This window comes from Streptomyces sp. NPDC054813 (assembly GCF_053611365.1).
In genome coordinates, this window is the sequence record NZ_JBSHAF010000010.1 from 319,315 (window position 1) to 337,702 (window position 18,388).

At 70.6% G+C, this 18,388-nt stretch carries 16 protein-coding genes; 6 read left to right on the forward strand and 10 right to left on the reverse strand.

Annotated elements, in window-relative coordinates; all coding sequences use genetic code 11:
• Positions 1–94: 94 nt before the first annotated feature.
• The 9 genes from sigJ to ACWGJB_RS22595 all read right to left on the reverse strand — a co-directional run bounded on the left by sigJ (position 95) and on the right by ACWGJB_RS22595 (position 10,164).
• Positions 95–988: an RNA polymerase sigma factor SigJ gene (gene sigJ / locus ACWGJB_RS22555; protein ID WP_453381908.1), complete on the reverse strand. Its 894-nt coding sequence runs from the start codon at positions 986–988 to the stop codon at positions 95–97.
• A gap of 113 nt (positions 989–1,101) precedes the next feature.
• Positions 1,102–2,403 carry an alpha/beta fold hydrolase gene (locus ACWGJB_RS22560; protein WP_453381909.1) on the reverse strand — a complete coding sequence of 434 codons (1,302 nt, stop codon included), beginning with the start codon at positions 2,401–2,403 and terminating at the stop codon, positions 1,102–1,104.
• Positions 2,404–2,500: 97 nt separating this feature from the next.
• Positions 2,501–3,526: a LacI family DNA-binding transcriptional regulator gene (locus ACWGJB_RS22565; protein ID WP_360493814.1), complete on the reverse strand. Its 1,026-nt coding sequence runs from the start codon at positions 3,524–3,526 to the stop codon at positions 2,501–2,503.
• Between the two features lie 101 nt (positions 3,527–3,627).
• The gene (locus ACWGJB_RS22570; RefSeq protein WP_453381910.1) at positions 3,628–5,040 is read right to left on the reverse strand and encodes a BNR repeat-containing protein; all 1,413 of its coding nucleotides are present in this window, start codon (positions 5,038–5,040) and stop codon (positions 3,628–3,630) included.
• Positions 5,041–5,065: 25 nt separating this feature from the next.
• Positions 5,066–5,386, reverse strand: a complete 321-nt coding sequence (locus tag ACWGJB_RS22575) for an L-rhamnose mutarotase (protein WP_453381911.1) — start codon at positions 5,384–5,386, stop codon at positions 5,066–5,068.
• 17 nt (positions 5,387–5,403) lie between these two features.
• Complete coding sequence (gene rhaS / locus ACWGJB_RS22580; RefSeq protein ID WP_453381912.1) at positions 5,404–6,486, reverse strand: rhamnose ABC transporter substrate-binding protein; 1,083 nt, start codon at positions 6,484–6,486, stop codon at positions 5,404–5,406.
• An 88-nt stretch (positions 6,487–6,574) separates the two neighbouring features.
• Positions 6,575–7,552, reverse strand: a complete 978-nt coding sequence (locus ACWGJB_RS22585; protein ID WP_453381913.1) for an ABC transporter permease — start codon at positions 7,550–7,552, stop codon at positions 6,575–6,577.
• On the reverse strand, positions 7,545–8,618 hold the full coding sequence (locus ACWGJB_RS22590) for an ABC transporter permease (RefSeq protein ID WP_453381914.1): 1,074 nt from the start codon (positions 8,616–8,618) through the stop codon (positions 7,545–7,547). Before ACWGJB_RS22590 ends, ACWGJB_RS22585 begins: the two co-directional genes overlap by 8 nt.
• 28 nt (positions 8,619–8,646) lie before the next feature.
• Positions 8,647–10,164: a sugar ABC transporter ATP-binding protein gene (locus ACWGJB_RS22595; protein ID WP_453381915.1), complete on the reverse strand. Its 1,518-nt coding sequence runs from the start codon at positions 10,162–10,164 to the stop codon at positions 8,647–8,649.
• Positions 10,165–10,421: 257 nt separating this feature from the next.
• On the opposite strand from ACWGJB_RS22595, the gene rhaI reads away from it, so the two are divergent.
• The 6 genes from rhaI (at position 10,422) to ACWGJB_RS22625 (ending at position 18,167) form a co-directional block, all read left to right on the forward strand.
• Positions 10,422–11,582, forward strand: a complete 1,161-nt coding sequence (gene rhaI / locus ACWGJB_RS22600; RefSeq protein WP_453381916.1) for an L-rhamnose isomerase — start codon at positions 10,422–10,424, stop codon at positions 11,580–11,582.
• 145 nt (positions 11,583–11,727) lie between these two features.
• Entirely contained in the window at positions 11,728–13,767 is a 2,040-nt protein-coding gene (locus ACWGJB_RS22605; protein WP_453381917.1) for a bifunctional aldolase/short-chain dehydrogenase, read from the forward strand.
• The gene (locus tag ACWGJB_RS22610; RefSeq protein ID WP_453381918.1) at positions 13,764–15,209 is read left to right on the forward strand and encodes a rhamnulokinase; all 1,446 of its coding nucleotides are present in this window, start codon (positions 13,764–13,766) and stop codon (positions 15,207–15,209) included. Before ACWGJB_RS22605 ends, ACWGJB_RS22610 begins: the two co-directional genes overlap by 4 nt.
• Before the next feature lie 71 nt (positions 15,210–15,280).
• Entirely contained in the window at positions 15,281–16,036 is a 756-nt protein-coding gene (locus ACWGJB_RS22615; RefSeq protein ID WP_453381919.1) for a (Fe-S)-binding protein, read from the forward strand.
• Positions 16,033–17,511: a LutB/LldF family L-lactate oxidation iron-sulfur protein gene (locus ACWGJB_RS22620; protein ID WP_453381920.1), complete on the forward strand. Its 1,479-nt coding sequence runs from the start codon at positions 16,033–16,035 to the stop codon at positions 17,509–17,511. The genes ACWGJB_RS22615 and ACWGJB_RS22620 overlap by 4 nt, the downstream gene beginning before the upstream one ends.
• Positions 17,508–18,167, forward strand: a complete 660-nt coding sequence (locus tag ACWGJB_RS22625; RefSeq protein WP_453381921.1) for a LutC/YkgG family protein — start codon at positions 17,508–17,510, stop codon at positions 18,165–18,167. Before ACWGJB_RS22620 ends, ACWGJB_RS22625 begins: the two co-directional genes overlap by 4 nt.
• Here ACWGJB_RS22625 and ACWGJB_RS22630 read toward each other — a convergent pair.
• Entirely contained in the window at positions 18,130–18,327 is a 198-nt protein-coding gene (locus ACWGJB_RS22630) for a glycoside hydrolase family 78 protein (RefSeq protein ID WP_453381922.1), read from the reverse strand. The two genes, ACWGJB_RS22625 and ACWGJB_RS22630, sit on opposite strands and share 38 nt — an antisense overlap.
• Between the last annotated feature and the right edge of the window lie 61 nt (positions 18,328–18,388).

An 18,388-nucleotide genomic window follows, 5' to 3' on the forward strand; every position in this document is an offset into this window, starting at 1 on the left:
GGAGCGCATCCGGTGCAGTCGTTCGACTGGTCCTGCATCTGGGAGGGGCCCGGCGGCGGCGAGTGTGACATCCCGCCGCCGGGTGGGACGTGGATCACATCTCCTGGGCGGGCAGGTCCAGGTGTTCGAGCCGCGCCGGGTCGGCGAGGATGTACATCTCGGTGATCCGGCCGTCGGCGACGGTGACCGCCATGACCGAGAGCGGGCGTCCCTCTGGCATGGTGACCACGCCGACCGTGCCGTTGACGAGCACGAGCCGCGACCAGACCGAGAACTGCCGGAAGGTGAACGCCCCTTCGGCCACCGACCGGGCGCCGCGCAGCACCTTGGAGGCGGCCGCGCCCCGCACCAGCGCGCCCGAGTCCACCCGCAGCACCACATCGGGGTGGAGCACCGCGACCAGCGCCTCGAAGTCACCGCCCCGGGAGGCGGCGAGGAAGGCTTCCAGTGCCTGGCGCTGTCGGCCGAGGTCGGGGTCGGCCGACGGAGTGGCCCCCTGCACCCGGCGGCGGGCCCGGCTGGCCAGTTGCCGGGTCGCCGCCGAACCGCGTTCCACGATCGGCGCGATGTCGTCGAAGGGCACCGCGAACATGTCGTGCAGCACGAACGCCAGCCGCTCGGCGGGCTCCAGCGTCTCCAGGACGATCAGCAGGGCGAGCCCGACGGAGTCCGCCTCGATCGCCTCCTGCTCGGGGTCGACCACCGACAGTGGCCTGACCACCGGGTCCGGGACGAACGTCTCGTCGATCGGCTGCTCGCGCCGGGCCGTGCGGGAGCGCAGCATGTCGAGGCAGACCCGGCCGACCACCGTGGTCAGCCAGCCGCCGAGATTGCGGATCTCGTCCGCGTCGGTGCGGCCGAGCTTGAGCCAGGCCTCCTGGACCGCGTCCTCGGCCTCGGCGAGCGAGCCGAGCATCCGGTAGGCCACCGCGCGCAGTCGGTCGCGGTGCTCCTGGAAGCGGCGGGCCAGCAGTTCCGTGTCGTTCATCCGTCTCCCCGTTCGTCGGCCGGGGGCGCGCGGCGATGGCCGGGCGTGCTCCCCCGCGCCCTTTCCTACCAGGAGGTGCGGACACCCCCTGTCCGCGTTCTCCTTCGCGGGCGTCAGACCTCGTCGCGGGCGAGCGCGAGGAGCCGGTCCAGGACCCGCGGGGCGCCGGCGCGCAGTCCGTCGTGCTCGAATTCGTCGGTGACCCAGGTGCGCAGGCCCCGGACGGCCCGGGCGGTCCGCAGCGAGTGCCCGGCATCGACGTACATGTCGTCGTGGTAGACGGCGGCGGCGACCGGGACCTCGTTGACGGCGAGCCGCGCCGGGTCGTACAGCGGCTGCCAGTCGGTGCGGGCGGCGAGCAGTTCGGCGGTCTCGCGCAGCGGGCGCAGGGACGGGTCGGTCTCGAACACCCAGGGGTGGACCGTCTCACCGGTGAACAGCACCGGGGCGTCGTCGGCGAGCGCCTTGGCCGCGTCGAACTGCGGGAACTCGGCGCGCACCCGCTCGGCCGCCCACGCGGTGGGGCGGGTGTCCTGGCCGTAGACCGGCTCGTGGACGAGGGCGTACAGCGGGTTGCTCGCGTACGACAGCAGGGCCTGGGCCTGCTCCTGGAAGGCGTCGGAGAGTTCGGAGCCGGCCGGGGTGCGGACGAAGGCGTCCTCCAGCAGGAAGTGCAGGCGGTGGCTGCCGTCGCTCATGCCCAGCATCAGGCCGAGGGACTGGAAGGCCTCGACGGTGAGCCGGTAGCCGTTCGGCAGGACCACCTGGTGGTCGAGGAGGTGCTCGGCGATCCGCCGGACCCGCTCGACGTCCATCGGGTAGCGGTCGTAGTGCGCGGTGACCTTGCGTTCGATGCGCGGGTAGGCGGCCCGGTAGACGTCGTCGGCGTGCGCGTCCAGGGACGGCAGGCCGCCGGTGATGAGGGAGGTGCTGAGACCTTCCGGGAAGAACGACAGGTAGGTCACCGTGCAGAAGCCGCCGAAGCTCTGGCCGAGGGTGGTCCAGGGGGCGCCGCCGGTGAGCTGCGGACGGATCGCCTCGCAGTCCCGGACGATCGAGTCGGCACGGAAGCGGGCCAGGTGGTCGGCCTGGGCGGCGGGGCCGCCGCGCAGCGGCAGCGTCTGCCGGTTGACCGGAGTGGAACGGCCGGTGCCGCGCTGGTCGAGGAGCAGCACGCGGTACTCCCGCAGGGCCCGGTCGAGCCAGGCCTGCCGTCCGACGAAACGATTCGCCCCGAATCCCGGGCCGCCCTGCAGATAGAGCAGCCAGGGCAGTTCCTCGTCCGCCTTGTCGCTCGCGACCGCCTCCCGGCCGTACAGCTCGATGGTCTCGCCGTCCGGGTCCGCGTGGTCCAGAGGGACGGTGAAGTGGCGGTCGGTGAGGACGACGCCGGGCTGGCGGTAGCTGAGGCTCAACGTTTCTCCCGTGACGGACGGATGGTCGCGACCCAGTTCAGCACACGTCCGGGGCCCGGCCGCCCCCGGGATCATGAAATCGTTACTGAATAACCGATCAGCGGGCGGCGAGGCTGGAGCGGCGCACCACCAGTTCCGGCTGGAGCACCACCCGGCGGTGCTCGTGCGCCGCCTGCCCCTCGCGCTCCTCGGTCTCCTCCAGGAGCAGGTCGGCGGCCATGGCGCCCATGGTCACGGCCGGCTGGCGTACCGAGGTCAGCGGCACGGCGGCCGCGGCGGCGAACTCGATGTCGTCGTAGCCGACGATCGCCAGGTCGTCCGGGACGACCACGCCTGCCGCGTACATGGCCTGCAGGACACCGAGGGCGAGCAGGTCGTTGGCGCAGAACACGGCGGTGGGCCGGTCGGCGAGACCGAGCAGCCGGGCCCCCGCGTCCCGCCCCGCCGCGACGTCGAGACGCTCCGTCGGCAGCTCGCGCAGTGCGTCGGGCCCGAGGCCCGCCTCGGCGAGTGCGTTCAGGGCGCCGGTGCGCCGGTCGCGGACCTGGTTGAGCCCGGGCGGCCCGCTGACGTAGGCGATGGACCGATGCCCCGCGTCGACGAGATGACGGACCGCGAGCGCGCCGCCCGCCACGTCGTCGACGCTGACCGAGCACTCGGTGGTGCCCTCCGCGACCCGGTCGACCAGCACGAAGGGGATGCCGTGCCGCCGGAAGGTCTCGATGTTGCGGCCGGTCGCGTCCGCCGGGGTGAGCAGGACGCCGCGCACCCGCTGTTCGGCGAAGAGCGCCAGGTAGTCGGCCTCCTCACCGGCGTTCTGGGCGCTGTTGCAGACCATCACACCGACCCCGGCCTGCCGAGCCGCCCGCTCGGCGCCCCGGGCCACGTCCACGAAGAAGGGGTTGCCCATGTCGAGGACGAGCAGGCCCATGATCCGGCTGCGGCCGGCGCGCAGCTGACGCGCGGACTCGCTGCGGACGTAGCCGAGCCGGTCGATCGCCGACTGCACCCGCGCCCGGGTCTCGCCGGCGACCGTGTCCGGGCGGTTGATGACGTTGGAGACCGTGCCCACCGAGACTCCGGCGGCGCGGGCGACGTCCTTGATACCCACCGACTGGGCCATCGGGCGAGACCTCCAGGGAACCGTGGACGACACCTTCACAGCGAGGAAGGGCACATCCGGAAGGGCTTCACATTACGACATGACTCGCACACCGGCCCGGGTCAGCCGGGCAGGGCGAAGTCGACGACATGGAGTGCCGAGGGGGTCGTACCGCTCGACTTCTCCTGGTACATGAACGACAGCACGTGGTCCGCCCCGACCCGCATCTCGTCGATCACGACCTCCCCGAAGGCGTTCAGCTCACTGCCGTCGTGGAGCAGCGCCCAGTCGGTGTACCCGGAGGCCCTGGACGCACCGGCGATCCGGCCGTACGGGAACACCGCGTAGGCATTGTCGTACCTGTCCAGGACCAGTTTGGTGCGCTGGCTGGAGTTCAGGGCGAGGGGGATCTCGGTCTTCTGCCAGGTGCCGGAGGAGTTCTTGCGGACGTGGAAGGCCCGCCCGTTCGCCGTGCGGTCGCCGACGTAGTTCGTGGTGCACTGGCCGAAGCGGCCGGGCACATAGCTGATGATCGCGTGCGGCAGGCCCGCGGAGTCGGTCCACTGGCTCTCCTGGTTCATCAGCGAGTGGTCCGGGTTGAGCGGGTCGACGACGAGACCCGGGTCGGTGACGGCGACCGTGTCCGAGGTGCCGGTGGTGGCGACCAGGACGCCGGCGTCGTTGCGCCAGGTACGGCCGCGGTCGGTGGAGTAGACATAGCCGGTGTCGTGGTTGGTGATGCCGCCGCCGTTGCACATCACGGTGCTGCTCTGCTCCCTCCAGGTGAAGAAGGCGTGCAGCCGCCCGTTCACGTCGTAGTCGACGCCGTGCAGATACATGTTCCGGGCGGTCGACGAGCCGTGCTCGCTCGTGTACGTCCCGCCGGCGCCGGACCACTCCCCCAGCACGGTCCAGCGCGAACCGTCGTACTCGGCAAGGGCGTTGCGGCCGTTCCCGGAGATCCCCACCCGGTAGCTCAGCTGGAGCCTGCCCTCGGGCGTGGAGACGAACTGCGGGTAGGTGAACTGCGAGGTCGGCGACACTCCGTCCAGCGATGTCTGTACGGTCCCGAAGACGGCCGATGTCCACGCCGTGGAACCGGGGTCGTCCAGCAGCCCGGCGGCCGACTTCACGTAGAAGAAGCCGTCGCTGTGGGAGTCCATGTTGATGTGGAGGCGGCCGTCGACCCTGGAGACGCCCATGGAGATGACGTTGTGGGAGTCGTCGGCCTTCAGCCGGTGGGCGAGGGTGACGGTCGCCCATGACGAACCGCCCGGCGCCCGGCGCCCGATCACCGCGGCGCCGGTCGAGGTGTACCAGCCGGCGTACTGGTAGCCCTTGTAGGTGAACAGGCCGTTCTTCTGGAAGGAGTTGTTGTTGACCAGGCCGTCGTAGGAGACGAAGTAGACGGCCTGCGGGTCGAGTTGGCTGGTGCTCCGCTTGGTGACGGAGGGGCCGGGATCGGCGGCCCGTGCGATGCCCGGCGTTGCCACGCCGGCCAGTATGGCGGTGGTGAGCACGGTACGGCGTCTCATGAGCGGCTCCAGGGCGAGGGGGCGGTCAGGCGAGGTGGAACACTTCGGTGAGCGGTTTCATCGCCTCGTCGGGCCGGGTGCCGTCCAGCGACTCGAAGAACGGCCCCATGTCGGCCTGCCAGCGGGCGTTGACCTCGGTTTCCTCCATGCCGGCACGGGCGGCCTCGAAGTCCTCGGTCTCCAGGTAGCCGACCAGCAGTCCGTCGTCGCGCAGGAAGAGCGAGTAGTTGTGCCAGCCGGTGGCGGCGAGCGCCGCGCGCATCTCCGGCCACACGGCGGCATGGCGTTCGCGGTACTCGGTGATGCGGTCCTGCCGGACCTTGAGGAGAAAACAGACCCGCTGCATCAACACCCCCTGATGCCCTAGAAGTTGAACTGGTCGATGTTCTTCGTGTCGAACACGGTCGGCTTGCCGAGGCTGATCACGCCGTCCTTGCCGATGGTGTACGTGGTGTCGCCGGCCTTGAAGGTCTCGCCCTCCTTGCCGGTGATCTGCCCGGAGGCCAGGGCGACGGCGGTGCGGGCGGCGAGGTCGCCGAGCTTGGCCGGGTCCCACAGCTCGAAGGCGTCGACGGTGCCGTTCTTGACGTACTGACGCATGTCGTTGGGCGTGCCGAGCCCGGTCAGCTTGACCTTGCCCTTGTACTTGGAGCCGGACAGGTACTGGGCGGCCGCCTTGATGCCGACGGTGGTCGGGGAGATGATCCCCTTGAGGTTCGGGTACTGCTGGAGCAGGCCCTGGGTCTGCTGGAAGGACTGCTGGGCGTCGTCGTTGCCGTAGGCGACCTTGACCAGCTTGACGTTCTTGTACTTCGGGTCCTTCAGCTCCTCCCTCATGAACCCGATCCAGGTGTTCTGGTTGGTCGCGGTCTGCGCGGCGGACAGGATCGCGATCTCGCCCTTGTACCCGATCTGCTTCGCGAGCAGCTGCACCTCGGTACGGCCGAGGTCCTCTGCGCTGGCCTGCGAGACGAAGGCGTTGCGGCAGCCGGCGTTGGTGTCCGAGTCGTAGGTGACGACCTTGATCCCGTTGCTCATGGCCTGCTTGAGCGCGGTGCACAGGGCGCCGGGGTCCTGGGCGGACACGGCCATGGCGTTGACCTGCTGCTGGGTGAGGGTGTTGACGTAGGAGACCTGCCCGGAGGTGTCGGTGGCGCTGGAGGGCCCCACCTCCTTGTACTTGGAGCCCAGCTCGGTGAGCGCCTTCTCGCCGCCCTTGTCGGCGGAGGTGAAGTAGGGGTTGTTGACCTGCTTGGGCAGGAAGCCGACGGTCAGCCCCTTCTTCAGCGCCGCGTTCGGGTCGGCCTTCGCGGTCGAGGTGGCCGCCGCCGACTCGTCACTGCCGGAGTTGTTCTTGGTCGTACCGCCACAGGCGGTGGCGGCGAGAGAGAGGGCGGAGACAGCGGCGAGCGCGAGGGAGGCACGCCGAAGGGATGACTTACGCATGACGGGTTCCTTTGAAAGTGGAGTTCATGGGAGCGCCCCTTCAGGGGCGCGGGGAACTGCGCGACCAGCCACACACGGCCCGCAGTGTTCAGACGGCCTTCGCACCCCTGTGCCTGGTAAGGGCGATCTGTCGTGCAACCCTCGGGCCGAGCACCGAGACGACGAGCAACACACCGGTCACGACGATCTGGGACTGCGCGGACACATTCAGCAGGCTCATGACGTTCTGCAACGCCCCGAGCAGAAACACCCCGGCAACGGCCCCACCGAGCGTCCCCTTGCCCCCGTCGAAGTCGATACCGCCGAGCAACACCGCGGCCACGACGCTCAGTTCGAGCCCCGTCGCGTTGTCGTACCGCGCACTCGCGTAGTGCAGGGCCCAGAAGATCCCCGTCAGAGACGCCATCAAGCCGGTGGCGACGAACAGAATCAACTTGTTCCGCTTCACCCGGATCCCCGCGAACCGCGCCGCCTCCTCGCTCGCCCCGACGGCGAACAGCGACCGCCCGAACGGCGTGGCATGCAGCACCACCACGGCGACCACGAGCAGCGCCAGGAACGGCAGGAAGGCCCGCGGCAAGAACGTGTCGCCGAGCCGCCCGGCCGCGAAGTCGAGGTACTGCGTGGGGAAGTCGGTGACCGCGTCCGAGCCGAGGACGATCTGCGCGATGCCCCGGTAGGCCGCGAGCGTGCCGATGGTGACGGCCAGCGACGGCAGGCCCAGCCGGGTCACCAGCAGTCCGTTGACCAGGCCGCAGACCACGCCCAGCAGCAGGCAGAGCGGGATGATCGTCTCGATCGCCATGCCCTCGTTCCAGAGCCTGCCCATGACCGCGCCCGAGAGTCCGGCGGTGGAGGCGACCGACAGGTCGATCTCGCCGGCCACGACCAGCAGCGTCATCGGCAGCGCGATCAGGGCGATCGGAAGCGTGTTGCCGATCAGGAACGACAGGTTGAGCGAGTTGCCGAAGCCGTCCACGAAACCGAAGGAGAACAGCAGCAGGACGACCAGCAGGGCGCCGACGACGGTGTCCCAGCGAATCGCACGCGTCAAGGACTCAGGCATGGCTGGTGCTCTCCTTGCTGATCGCGGTCCTCTTGAGGGCCGACTTCTTCTTCAGCGCGGCCGCCACCCGCAGCGCCACGACCCGGTCGACGGCGATGGCGATTAGCAGCAGGAAGCCGTTGATGGCGAGAACCCACACGGAACTGACCCCGAGGGCGGGCAGCACGCTGTTGACGGAGGTCAGCAGCAGCGCTCCCAGTGCGGCGCCGTACACGCTCCCGGAGCCGCCCGTGAAGACCACACCGCCGACCACCACGGCGCTCACCACGGTGAGTTCGTAGCCGGTGCCGGTGCCGGAGTCGACGTTGCCGAAGCGGGCCAGGTACATGGCCCCGGCCAGCCCGGCGAGGGCACCGCAGAAGGTGTAGGCGGTGAGGATCCGCTTGCGCACCGGGATGCCGGCCAGCCGGGCCGCCTCCGGATTGGAGCCGAGGGCGTACAACTCCCGTCCGCTGCCGAAGTGTTTGAGGTAGTAGGCGGTGGCGACCAGGACGGCGAGGGCGATCAGCGCGAGCCACGGGACGGCCGACAGCCCTCCCGAGCCGAAGTCGTTGAACCCGCCGGGGAGATCGGCGGCCGTGATCTGCCGGGAGCCGACCCAGATGGAGTCGACGCCCCGGATGATGTACAGCGTGCCGAGGGTGACGACGAGTGCCGGTACCTGGCCGAGGCTGACGAGAAGGCCGTTGAGCAGTCCGCAGCCGATGCCGAGCAGCACGGCCAGCACGATCGCGACGACCGTGTTGCCGCCGCCGTGCAGGTAGTCGCCGGCGGCGAAGGCGGTGATGCCGAGCGTGGAGCCGACGGACAGGTCGACGTTCCTGGTGATCACCACCAGGGACTGGCCGGTGGCGACCAGCACCAGGATGGTCGCGTTGAGCAGCAGGTCCTTGATGCCCTGCTGGGAGAGGAACTGGCTGTTGCCGGCCTGGGTGACGGCGATCATCACCAGGAAGACGACCAGGATGGCGAGTTCGCGCATCTTGAAGACGCGGTCGACGAGCCGGGTCCCGCTGGACTCGGGCGTCTCGGCGACGGAGGTCTGTTCGGAGGCGGTCACCGTCATGCGGCGGCCCTCCCCACGGCGGTGGTCGTCATGCGGCGGCCCTCCCGGTCGCTGCGGCCATCACGGTTTCCTCGGTGGCGTCGGAGCGCGGGATCTCGGCGGTGATCCGGCCCTCGTGCATCACCAGCACGCGGTCGGCCATGCCGAGGATCTCGGGCAGGTCGGAGGAGATCATCAGGACGGCGACCCCGTCGGCGGCCAACTCGCCGAGGAGCCGGTGGACTTCGGCTTTCGTGCCGACGTCGATGCCCCGGGTCGGTTCGTCGACGATCAGCACCTTCGGTCCGGTCGCCAGCCACTTGGCGAGGACCACCTTCTGCTGGTTGCCGCCGGAGAGGGTGTTGACGGTGTCGGCGATCCGGGCGTACTTCACCTGGAGCTTCACCGCCCAGTCGAGGGAGCGGCTGCGCTCGGCGCCCCGGTCCATCAGGCCGGCCCTGACGGTCGTACGCAGTCCGGTCAGGCCGATGTTGCGCTCGATGGACATGTCCATCACCAGGCCCTGCGCACGCCGGTCCTCGGGGACCAGAGCGAGCCCGGCGGCCATCGCCGTGGAGGGCGCGCCGTTGGTGAGCTTGCGGCCCCGCACCTCCACCTCCCCCGCGTCCCAGCGGTCGACGCCGAACACGGCCCGCGCGACCTCGGTGCGGCCGGCCCCGACCAGTCCGGCGAGGCCGACGATCTCACCGGCGCGCACCTCGAAGGAGATGTCGGTGAAGACGCCCTCCCGGGTCAACCGCCGTACCGAGAGGGCGACTTCACCCACCGGTAGGTCCTGCTTGGGGTAAAGCTCGTCCAGGTCGCGGCCGACCATCCGGCGGACCAGGTCGTCCTCGGTCATGCCGTCGACGGGCTCGCTGGCGATCCAGGCGCCGTCCCGGAGGGTGGTGACCCGCCGGCAGATCTGGAAGATCTCCTCAAGCCGGTGCGAGATGAACAGCACGGCGGCGCCCTGGTCGCGCAGGGTGCGGACGACACCGAAGAGGCGGGCGACCTCGCTGCCGGTGAGGGCCGCCGTCGGCTCGTCCATGATCAGGACCCGGGCGTCGAAGGAGAGCGCCTTGGCGATCTCCACGATCTGCTGGTCCGCGATGGACAGGCCGCGGGCGGGGCGGTCGGGGTCGAGGGCGACGCCGAGCCGCTTCATGAGCGCGGCCGTGGCCGCGCGGGTGGCCTTGTGGTCGATCCGGCCCAGCGCCCGCCGGGGCTGCCGGCCCATGAAGATGTTCTCGGCGATCGACAGGTCGGGGAAGAGCGTGGGTTCCTGGTAGATCACGGCGATTCCGGCGTCGCGGGCGTCGCCGGGGCCGTGGAAGACGACGGGCTCACCGTCGAGCAGCACCTGACCGGCGTCCGGTCGGTGCACCCCGGCGAGGGTCTTGATCAGCGTCGACTTTCCCGCGCCGTTCTCCCCGGCGAGGGCGTGCACCTCGCCAGGGAACAGCTCCAGGGAGACGTCCCGCAGGGCGCGCACGGCACCGAAGGACTTGGAGACGTCCTTCAGCGCCAGCACCGGGGCCGGTCCCGTGTCGGACGGGTGGGTCATGGATGGCTCCTCGACGACACCGGCGAGACGGTCGGCACCGACCCCACAGCGTCGTGAAAGGTTTCAACTGGATTGCCGGGACCGTAGACACCACGGGCATGTCACGTCAATGGGTCCGTATCGAAAAAATTTCGATAGCCTAAGGTCACGGCCGAGTCACGGAAAACCAGGTTGGTCGGAGTTCTTGACACCCCTTCGGGGGGCTCATACTTTGCCGTCCTGAATCGTTTCACCGTTCATACCCCAGGAGCTCCCAAGTGACCGACCTCGCCGCGGTGAAGGCCGCGCTGAAGACCCAGGCCGTCGAGACGCCGTCGTGGGCGTACGGAAACTCGGGGACCCGTTTCAAGGTGTTCGCCCAGCAGGGCGTGCCGCGCTCGGCGAAGGAGAAGCTGGACGACGCGGCGCAGGTCCACGCGGTGACCGGGGTCGCGCCGACGGTGGCGTTGCACATCCCCTGGGACAAGGTGGACGACTACGCGGACCTGGCCGGGCACGCCGAGAAGCAGGGCCTGAAGCTGGGGGCGATCAACTCCAACACCTTCCAGGACGACGACTACAAGCTGGGCAGCATCTGCCATCCGGACGCGGCGGTGCGCCGCAAGGCCGTCGGCCATCTGCTGGAGTGCGTCGACATCATGGACGCGACGGGGTCCCGCGACCTGAAGCTCTGGTTCGCGGACGGCACCAACTACCCCGGGCAGGACGACATCCGGGCGCGTCAGGACCGGCTCGCGGAGGGGCTGGCCGAGGTGTACGCGCGGCTGGGCGAGGGGCAGCGGATGCTGCTGGAGTACAAGCTGTTCGAGCCGTCCTTCTACACGACCGACGTACCGGACTGGGGCACGGCCTACGCCCACTGTCTGAAGCTGGGGCCGAAGGCGCAGGTCGTCGTCGACACCGGGCACCACGCGCCGGGCACCAACATCGAGTTCATCGTCGCCACGCTGCTGCGGGAGGGGAAGCTCGGCGGGTTCGACTTCAACTCGCGGTTCTACGCGGACGACGACCTCATGGTCGGTGCCGCTGATCCGTTCCAGCTGTTCCGGATCATGTGCGAGGTAGTGGCTGGGGGCGGGTTCACCTCCGAGGTGGCCTTCATGCTCGATCAGTGTCACAACATCGAGGCGAAGATCCCGGCGATCATCCGCTCGGTGATGAACGTCCAGGAGGCCACGGCGAAGGCGTTGCTGGTGGACCGGGGGGCGTTGGCCGCGGCGCAGGCCGCGGGGGACGTGCTCGGTGCGAATGCCGTGCTGATGGATGCGTATGACACGGATGTGCGGCCGTTGCTGCGGGAGGTGCGGGCGGAGATGGGGTTGGATCCGGAGCCGCTCGCCGCGTATGCCCGGTCCGGGTGGGCCGAGAAGGTTGTCGCCGAGCGGGTCGGGGGGCAGCAGGCGGGGTGGGGTGCGTAAGCGTCTGCTCTGAGCTGTTTCGTCTCGGGCTGCGGGCCGGATGTGGCTGGTCGCGCTCGCGCGGCGGTAGCCGCATATCGAATGCAGCCCCGCGCCCCTGAAGGGGCGCGCCATCCCCCCGTGCATCGAGAAATCAGGAACCTTCATGACCAGCCATCCCGAAGCCGCCGCTCTCCTCGCTCGTTCTCATCGGCTCGGTGCCGATCCCCGTAACACCAACTACGCCGGCGGGAACGCCTCCGCCAAAGGCACTGCGGCCGATCCCGTCACGGGTGGTGATGTCGAGCTGATGTGGGTGAAGGGGTCCGGTGGGGACCTGGGCACCCTCACCGAGTCCGGGCTCGCCGTGTTGCGGCTCGACCGGCTTCGGGCGCTCGCCGGTGTCTATCCGGGCGTCGAGCGCGAGGACGAGATGGTCGGCGCCTTCGACTACTGCCTGCACGGCAAGGGCGGGGCCGCTCCCTCCATCGACACCGCCATGCACGGGCTCGTGGACGCGCCGCACGTCGATCATCTGCATCCGGACTCCGGGATCGCGCTGGCCTGTGCCGCCGACGGGGAGAAGCTGACCGCCGAGTGTTTCGGGGCCTCCGTGGTGTGGGTGCCGTGGCGGCGGCCCGGGTTCCAGCTGGGGCTGGACATCGCGGCCGTGAAGGCCGCCAACCCGCAGGCGGTCGGGTGCGTCCTCGGCGGGCACGGGATCACCGCGTGGGGCGACACCTCCGAGGAGTGTGAGCGCAACTCGCTCCACATCATCCGCACCGCGGAGGCCTTTCTCGCCGAGCGCGGCAGGCCGGAACCCTTCGGACCCGTCGTCGCGGGGTACGGCGCGCTGCCGGAGGCCGAGCGGCGGGAGCGGGCCGCCGCCCTCGCACCGTATGTACGGGCCCTCGCCTCCCAGGACCGGGCGCAGGTCGGGCACTTCAGCGACGCCGAGGTCGTCCTCGACTTCCTGGCCCGGGCCGAGCACCCGCGGCTCGCCGCGCTGGGGACGTCATGCCCGGACCACTTCCTGCGGACGAAGGTACGGCCGCTCGTCCTTGACCTGCCACCGGCCGCACCCCTCGACGACGTCATCGCCCGGCTCAGGGAGCTGCACTCCGCCTACCGCGAGGAGTACGCCGCCTACTACCGGCGGCACGCCCTGCCCGACTCCCCCGCCATGCGCGGCGCCGACCCGGCAATCGTGCTGGTGCCCGGCGTCGGCATGTTCAGCTTCGGCAAGGACAAGCAGACGGCCCGGGTCGCGGGCGAGTTCTACGTCAACGCGATCAATGTGATGCGCGGCGCCGAGGCCGTGTCGGCGTACGCGCCGATCGAGGAGTCGGAGAAGTTCCGGATCGAGTACTGGGCGCTGGAGGAGGCCAAGCTCCAGCGGATGCCGAGGCCGAAGGCCCTGGCGACCCGGGTGGCGCTGGTGACAGGGGCCGGCAGCGGGATCGGGAAGGCGATCGCGCACCGGCTCGTCGCCGAGGGGGCCTGTGTCGTCGTGGCCGACCTCAACGCCGGGGGTGCCGCCGCCGTCGCGGAGGAGCTCGGCGGGCCGGACAGGGCCGTCGCCGTCACCGTCGACGTGACGGACGAGGAGCAGATCGCCGCCGCCTTCCGGGCCGCCGTGCTGGCCTTCGGGGGGGTCGACCTCGTCGTCAACAACGCCGGGATCTCCATCTCCAAGCCCCTGCTGGAGACTTCGGCGAAGGACTGGGACCTCCAGCACGACATCATGGCCCGCGGTTCCTTCCTGGTGTCGCGGGAGGCGGCCCGGGTGATGATCGCCCAGCGGCTCGGCGGTGACATCGTCTATATCGCCTCGAAGAACGCCGTGTTCGCCGGGCCGAACAACATCGCGTACTCAGCCACCAAGGCCGACCAGGCCCATCAAGTGCGGCTGCTGGCAGCCGAGTTGGGCGAGCGCGGGATCCGGGTCAACGGGGTGAACCCCGATGGTGTGGTGCGTGGGTCCGGGATCTTCGCCGGAGGGTGGGGTGCGCAGCGGGCCGCCGTGTACGGGGTGGAGGAGTCGAAGCTGGGCGAGTTCTACGCGCAGCGGACCATCCTCAAGCGTGAGGTCCTCCCCGAGCATGTGGCGAACGCGGTGTTCGCGCTGACGGGCGGGGAGCTGACCCACACCACCGGGTTGCATGTGCCCGTCGACGCGGGTGTGGCGGCCGCGTTCCTGCGATGACCGGCTCCAGGTCCTATGCCGCGGTCGACCTCGGCGCGTCCAGCGGTCGGGTCATGGTCGGCCGGGTGGGCCCGGACTCGCTGGAACTGGCCGAGGCTCACCGGTTCGCCAACCGGCCGGTGCGGGTGCCGGAGGGGCTGCGCTGGGACGTACTCGCCCTGTACGCCGGAGTGCTGGAGGGGCTGCGGGCAGCGGGGCGGGTGGACTCCGTCGGTCTCGACAGCTGGGCCGTGGACTACGGGCTGCTGGACGCCGACGGGGTGCTGCTCGGCAACCCGGTGCACTACCGGGACGCCCGCACGGAGGGCGTCGCCGAGAAGGTGTGGGCGACCGTGCCGGCGGCGGAGCTGTACGCCCGCACCGGGCTCCAGTACGCGCCTTTCAACACCCTTTACCAGTTGACGGCGGCGCGTTCGAGTGCCCAGTTCGCCCGTGCCGAGCGGCTGTTGCTCATCCCCGACCTGCTGTCGTACTGGCTGACCGGCGAGCAGGGCACCGAGCTGACCAATGCCTCCACCACCCAGCTGATCGATCCCCGGACGCGCGACTGGTCGTACGAGGTGGCGGACCGGGTGGGGATCGACCTCGGGCTGTTCGCTCCGCTGCGGCGGCCCGGGGACAAGGCCGGGGTGTTGCGGCCCGAGGTCCTTGAGGAGACGGGGCTCGGCGGGCCGGTGCCGGTGACCGCGGTCGGCTCGCACGACACCGCGTCGGCGGTGGCCGCCGTACCTGCGGTCGGTGAGCGGTTCGCCTATATCTGCACCGGCACCTGGTCGCTGGCCGGGCTCGAACTGGCCGCGCCCGTGCTGACCGAGGCGAGCCGGGCCGCCAACTTCACCAACGAGCTGGGGCTGGACGGCACGGTCCGCTACCTGCGCAACATCATGGGGTTGTGGCTGCTCCAGGAGTGCGTACGGGCCTGGGGCGACCCGGATCTGGGCGGGCTGCTGCGGGAGGCGGCCGGCGTGCCGGCGCTGCAGTCGGTGGTGGACGCAGGGGACGCGGTCTTCCTGGCCCCCGGCAGGATGCCGGAGCGGATCGCCGAGGCGTGCCGGGCGTCCGGGCAGCCGGTGCCGCGGACTCCCGGTGAGATCACCCGGTGCATTCTCGACTCCCTGGCGCTCGCCCACCGGCGGGCGGTCACCGACGCACAGCGGCTCGCCGATCACCCGGTGGACTCGGTGTACGTGGTGGGCGGTGGTACCCGCAACGCGCTGCTCTGTCAGCTCACCGCCGACGCCTGCGGGCTGCCGGTGGTGGCAGGTCCGACGGAGGCGGCGGCCCTCGGGAACGTGCTCGTCCAGGCCCGTGCGCACGGTCTGGTCGGCGACCTGGCCGACCTGCGGCGGCTGCTCACCCGCACCCAGCCGCTCACCCGGTACACACCGCGCGGCGACACCGCCCGCTGGGCGGCGGCCGAGGCACGACTCGCCACACGGTGAACCGGGACTCCCGCTGACCGCACCGGGCCATTACTCTGCACTCATCCGATGATCGACCGCGAGGAGCCGCGATGCGTGTCGCCCTGTTCCTGACCTGTGTCAACGACACGCTGTATCCGGACACAGGCCGTGCCGTGGTGAAACTCCTGACCAGGCTGGGCGTCGAGGTCGACTTCCCGATGGCCCAGACCTGCTGCGGGCAGGCCCACTACAACACCGGGTACCGCCATGAAGCGGAGCCGCTGGCCCGGCATTTCTCCGATGTCTTCGGGGAGTACGAGGCGATCGTGACGCCGTCCGGGTCGTGCGGGGCGATGGTGCGGGAGCTGTATCCGAGGATGGGCGAGCGGGCCCGGGCGGAGGGGCGCGGCAGCGGGCTCGCGATCACGCTGGCGCCGGTGGTGCCGAAGACGTACGAGCTGACCGAGTTCCTGGTGGACGTGCTCGGGGTGACGGACGTGGGCGCCTACTACCCGCACAGAGTGACCTACCACCCGACCTGTCACGGGCTGCGCAGCCTGGGACTCGGTGAGCGGCCGCGCCGGCTGCTCCAGGCCGTGAAGGGGCTGGAGCTGGCGGAGCTGCCCGGGGCGGAGGAGTGCTGCGGGTTCGGGGGGACGTTCGCGCTGAAGAACCCCGACGTCTCGGCGGCGATGGGCACCGACAAGGTGCGCAACGCGGAGTCGACGGGCGCGGAGGTGCTGTGCGCGGCCGACAACTCCTGCCTCATGCACATCGGCGGCACCATGACCCGGCTCGGCACCGGGATGCGGCCGGTGCACATCGCGGAGATCCTGGCGAGCACGGAGGAGGAGCCTGCCGTATGAGCGGGACGTATCTGGGGATGCCGGCCTTTCCTAAGGCCGCGCACGAGGCCGTCAACAACCCAACTCTGCGCGGGAATCTGCGCCATGCCACGCACACCATCCGCGCCAAGCGGGCCAAGGCGGTCGCCGAGGTGTCCGACTGGGCCGCGCTGCGCGAGGCCGGCAAACAGATCAAGGACCATACGCTCCGCCATCTCGACCGCTATCTGGTCCAGTTGGAGGAGGCGGTGACGGGGGCGGGCGGTACGGTCCACTGGGCCGCCGACGCCGACGAGGCGAACCGCATCGTCACCGAACTGGTCAAGGAGACCGGCGAGTCGGAGGTCGTCAAGGTCAAGTCGATGGCCACGCAGGAGATCGGGCTCAACGAGGCTCTGGAGGCCGAGGGCATCCGGGCCTACGAGACCGATCTCGCCGAGCTGATCGTGCAGTTGGGCAAGGACCGGCCCTCGCACATCCTGGTCCCGGCGATCCACCGGAACCGGGGGGAGATCCGGGACATCTTCCGGCGCGAGATGGGTGAGTGGGGACGCCCAGCGCCCGAGGGCCTCACCGACACCCCGGCCGAACTCGCCGAGGCGGCCCGGCTCCACCTCCGCGAGAAGTTCCTGCGCGCCAAGGTCGGGATCTCCGGTGCCAACTTCATGGTCGCCGAGACGGGCACCCTGGTGGTCGTCGAGTCCGAGGGCAACGGGCGGATGTGCCTCACCCTGCCCGAGACGCTGATCTCGGTCGTCGGCATCGAGAAGATCGTGCCGACCTGGCGGGACCTGGAGGTCTTCCTGCAGACCCTGCCCCGTTCGTCGACCGCCGAGCGGATGAACCCGTACACCTCGATGTGGACCGGCACCACCGACGGGGACGGCCCCCGGACCTTCCACCTGGTGCTCCTCGACAACGGCCGCACCGACACCCTCGCCGACGAGGTCGGCCGGCAGGCGCTGCGCTGCATCCGCTGCTCGGCCTGCCTCAACGTCTGCCCGGTGTACGAGCGGGCGGGCGGGCACGCCTACGGCTCGGTCTACCCGGGCCCGATCGGCGCGATCCTCAGCCCCCAGCTGCGGGGCACGGCCAGCGAGATCGACGCCTCGCTGCCGTACGCGTCGTCGCTGTGCGGGGCCTGCTACGAGGTGTGCCCGGTCGCCATCGACATCCCCGAGGTGCTGGTGCATCTGCGGGAGCGGGTCGTGGAGGGCGGCGAGGCGGTCCGGAACGGCAACAAGGTGCTGCTCAGACCGGCCAAGGGACATGCGGTCGAGCGGGCTGCGATGCGGGCGGCCCGCTGGGCGTTCTCGCACCCGGCCGCCCTGCGCACCGGCCAGCGGCTCGCCTCCCGCAGCCGCCGCCTCCACCCCCGTACGCTGCCGGGTCCCGGCAAGGCGTGGAGCGGGACGCGGGATCTGCCGGCCGTACCGGCGGAGCCGTTCCGTGACTGGTGGCAGCGGACGAACGGCGCAAAGGACGGTGCCGAGTGAGCAGCAGGGAGCGGATCCTGGGCCGGGTGCGGCGCGCACTGGCCGATGTGCCGGGCGCGGAAGTACCGGTCGAGCGGGCGTATCTGCGCGAGCACGGGCAGCGCAGCGTCGCGCAGACGGTGGAGCTGCTGGCCGAGAACCTGGCGGACTACCGGGCGATCGTGCATCGGTGCGCGGAGGGTGAACTGGCCCGTCTGATCGGCCGGTTGGTCGCCGACCGCGGCGCCGGGACCGTGGTCGTGCCGGCGGGGCTGGATCCGGAGTGGCTCGCGGCGGCCGATGCCGAGGTGGTCCCGGATCGCGCCGAGAGCACACCGTACCGGCTCGACGGGGTCGGCAGTGTGGTCACCGGGTGTGCGGTGGCGATCGCGGAGACCGGGACGATCGTGCTGGACGGCGGACCGGACCAGGGCCGTCGCCGCATCACGCTCGTCCCGGACCATCACATCTGCGTCGTCCGGGTGCCGGACCAGGTCGTCTCGTCCGTGCCGCAGGCCCTCGAACGCCTCGACCCGGCGCGCCCGTTGACCTGGATCTCCGGGCCGTCCGCGACCAGCGACATCGAGCTGGACCGGGTCGAGGGCGTGCATGGTCCGCGCACCCTGGAGGTGGTTCTGGTCAGCGCCGATCAGCCGAGCGCCGAGGCCGACTCTTAGCCACTCGGCGACGCCGTCCGTGGAGCGGGCGGGTAGTCCGGATGCGGTACGCGGTCTGGCGGCGGGCGGGCGCCGGGGAGGCGGTGCGCGGGCCGAGGCGCGGGCGCGATGCGTCGACGCCGAGCGGGTCGGCGCGGTGCTCGACCGGCGGCCCGGTCACCGGCGTGCCGTCGACCGACGGTGGACATGGTGGTGCCCGTGACAGGTGTCGACGGGCGGTC